General features: G+C 73.4%; 3 protein-coding genes. 2 read left to right on the top strand and 1 reads right to left on the bottom strand.

Annotated features, from left to right (window positions below):
* The coding region (locus AB0O00_RS12055) for a ketopantoate reductase C-terminal domain-containing protein (protein WP_363650760.1) at positions 1-684 on the top strand (684 nt) is incomplete at its 5' end.
* Between the two features lie 55 nt (positions 685-739).
* Here the strand turns inward: AB0O00_RS12055 and AB0O00_RS12050 are convergent.
* On the bottom strand, positions 740-1,558 hold the full coding sequence (locus AB0O00_RS12050; protein ID WP_363650758.1) for an SDR family oxidoreductase: 819 nt from the start codon (positions 1,556-1,558) through the stop codon (positions 740-742).
* A 307-nt stretch (positions 1,559-1,865) separates the two neighbouring features.
* On the opposite strand from AB0O00_RS12050, the gene AB0O00_RS12045 reads away from it, so the two are divergent.
* Positions 1,866-2,735 (top strand): 3-hydroxybutyryl-CoA dehydrogenase, encoded by an 870-nt coding sequence (locus tag AB0O00_RS12045; RefSeq protein ID WP_363650756.1) that lies wholly within the window; start codon positions 1,866-1,868, stop codon positions 2,733-2,735.
* Positions 2,736-2,773 lie beyond the last annotated feature (38 nt).

Raw genomic sequence — 2,773 nt, 5'->3', positions numbered from 1 at the left:
CGGCTGCCGCTGGTGTGCGCGCAGAACGGCGTGGAGAACGAGCGGCTCGCGCTGCGCCGGTTTCGCGAGGTGCTGGCGGTGTGCGTCTGGATGCCGTCCACGCACCTGGAACCCGGGCGGGTCAGCGCCGGCGGCACGCCCGTCAGCGGGGTGCTGCGGATCGGCGCCTACCCGGCGGGCGACGGCGGCGCGCGGGCCGCCGCAATCGCCGCCGACCTGGAGCGGGCGGGCTTCAGCGCCCCCGTCGAGGCCGACGTCATGGGCTGGAAGTACACCAAGCTGCTCGGCAACCTCGGCAACGCGCTGAACGCGGCCGCCGGCCCGTTCGAGGGCGAGCTGCGCCGCGGGCTGTACCGCCGTCTGATGGCCGAGGGCGCGGCCGTGCTCGCCGCCGCCGGGATCGCGCACCACGACCCGGAGGAGATGGTCCGGCTGGTCGAGGCGACGCTGCGGATCGAGCCGGTCGAGGGCGCCGGGCGCAGCGGCAGCTCGACCTGGCAGAGCCTGGCGCGCGGGGCGGGCTCGATCGAGACGGACTACCTGAACGGGGAGATCGTGCTGCTCGGACGGCTGCACGGGGTGCCGACCCCGGCCAACGAGGCGTTCCAGCGGCTCGCCGAGGAGTTCGCCAGGACCGGCCGGGCGCCGGGCAGCCTGACCGACGAGGAGCTGGCCGCGATCTGAGCGGGAGCCGGGAGCCGCGCACCGGCTAGTGCCGTGACCGGGTAGGTCCACGGCACTAGGCCATCGGGTCGTCGTCCTTGTACGGGCGCAGCCGCAGCGTACGGGCGTCCGTCCCGCGGATCTCCTCCGCGCGCCGGACGAGGTCCGCCAGGTCGTCCCGCCCGGCGTGGATGAAGCGCCCGTGCAGCGCGTCGAACCGGCCCCGGGCCGCGTCGACGGTGACCGCGACCATGTACGGGATCGAGCCCCAGGCCTTCATGTCCCGGAACATCGGCATCCCGGCCGTCATGTCGGTGGCCACCGCGCCGGGGCTGATGTCGAGCACGACGACGCCGTGCTCGGCGAGCGAGTCCGCCATGTTGTCGGAGAGCTGGAGCAGCGCGCCCTTGGACGTCGCGTACGCGGTGTAGTGGCCGTCCGGGCGGAGCGCGAAGCCGGAGTTGAGGTTGACGACGCGGCCGCGGCGGCGCTCGACCATGCCGGGCAGGACGCAGCGCAGGAGGTTGTAGGGGCCGCGGAGGTTGGTCTCGACGACCTGCCACCACTGGTTGGGGTCGGTCTCCCAGAGCGGGACCTCGCTGCGGTCCACCTGCCCGGCGTTGTTGACCAGGAAGTCGACCGGGCCGAGGTCGCGCTCGACGAGCCGCACGGCCTCGCGCACCGAGCCGGGGCGGGTGACGTCGGCCGTCACCGCGACGCCGCGCGAGCCGTGCTTGACGCACTCCTTGAGCGTGTCGGTGAGCGTCCCGTGGGTGCGGCCGACCAGGCCGACGGCCATGCCCTCGGCGGCGAGCCCGATGGCGATCTCCCGGCCGATCCCGCGGCCGGCTCCGGTGACCAGGGCGACCTGCCCCGTGAGCGATCCCGTCGGCACTGGCTGCTCCCTCGTCCGTCCCCGGCCCCCGTCTGCGGCATTCTGTCGGCCGCCGGGCGGCGGCGGGCCCGGGCACACGGGCGGGAGCGGCGCCGTCACCCGTTCGGGTGCGCGGTGCCGGTCGCGGCACCGGGCCGGGGAGGGGGTGACCTACTGGCCGGTAGGGAGTAGTAACGTCGTCGGGACGGTGCACCGGTGCACCCATTCCGGCACACCGGCCCGTAGTCCAGCAGCACGCTGGGCCGACCAGCGCCACGCTGGGCCACCTGTCGCTGGGCGACCCCCAGCACCACCGAAGGGCAACTGAGTGAGTGACATCGCGCGTGTCGGAGTGATCGGCTGCGGCCTGATGGGGTCGGGCATCGCGGAGGTCTTCGCCCGGGCCGGGCTGGACGTCCTGGTGTCGGAGGCCAGCGGGGAGGCCCTGGAGTTCGGCCGCACCCGGCTGACCAACTCCCTGGAGACGGCGGTCAAGCGCGGCAAGCTGTCCCCCGAGCACCGGGACGAGGCCCTGGCCCGGCTGTCCTTCACCACCGACCTGGCCGACTTCGCCGACCGCGACCTGGTCGTCGAGGCGGTCGCCGAGCGCGAGGACATCAAGGTCCAGATCTTCCAGACGCTGGACCAGGTGGTCGAGCGCCGCGACGCGATCCTCGCCTCCAACACCTCGTCGATCCCGATCGTCAAGCTGGCCGCCGCCACCTCGCGGCCCGAGCAGGTCATCGGCCTGCACTTCTTCAACCCGGCGCCGGTACAGAAGCTGGTCGAGGTCATCCCGACCCTGACCACCTCGGCCACCACCACCGAGCGCGTCGAGGCCTTCGCCTCCGAGGTGCTCGGCAAGGAGCCGATCCGCGCCCGCGACCGGGCCGGCTTCGTCGTCAACGCCCTGCTCGTGCCGTACCTGCTGTCCGCGGTGCGGATGTTCGAGTCGGGCGTCGCGACCGCCTCCGACATCGACAAGGGCATGGAGGCCGGCTGCGCCCACCCGATGGGCCCGCTGCGGCTGTGCGACCTGATCGGCCTGGACACCATCGTGTCGATCGCCGAGTCGATGTACGACGAGTACAAGGAGCCGCTGTACGCCGCTCCCCCGCTGCTGTCCCGGATGGTCGACGCCGGCCTGCTGGGCCGCAAGTCCGGCCGCGGCTTCTACGACTACACCGCGAGCGTCTGAGTCACTCACCCAGAAGGGCGCGCCCGCACGATGCGGGC

The organism is Kitasatospora sp. NPDC093558, from assembly GCF_040683475.1.
GTDB lineage: Bacteria > Actinomycetota > Actinomycetes > Streptomycetales > Streptomycetaceae > Kitasatospora.
The sequence above is the reverse complement of the archived record's forward strand: the minus strand, read 5'-3'. Positions and strand labels throughout refer to the sequence as shown.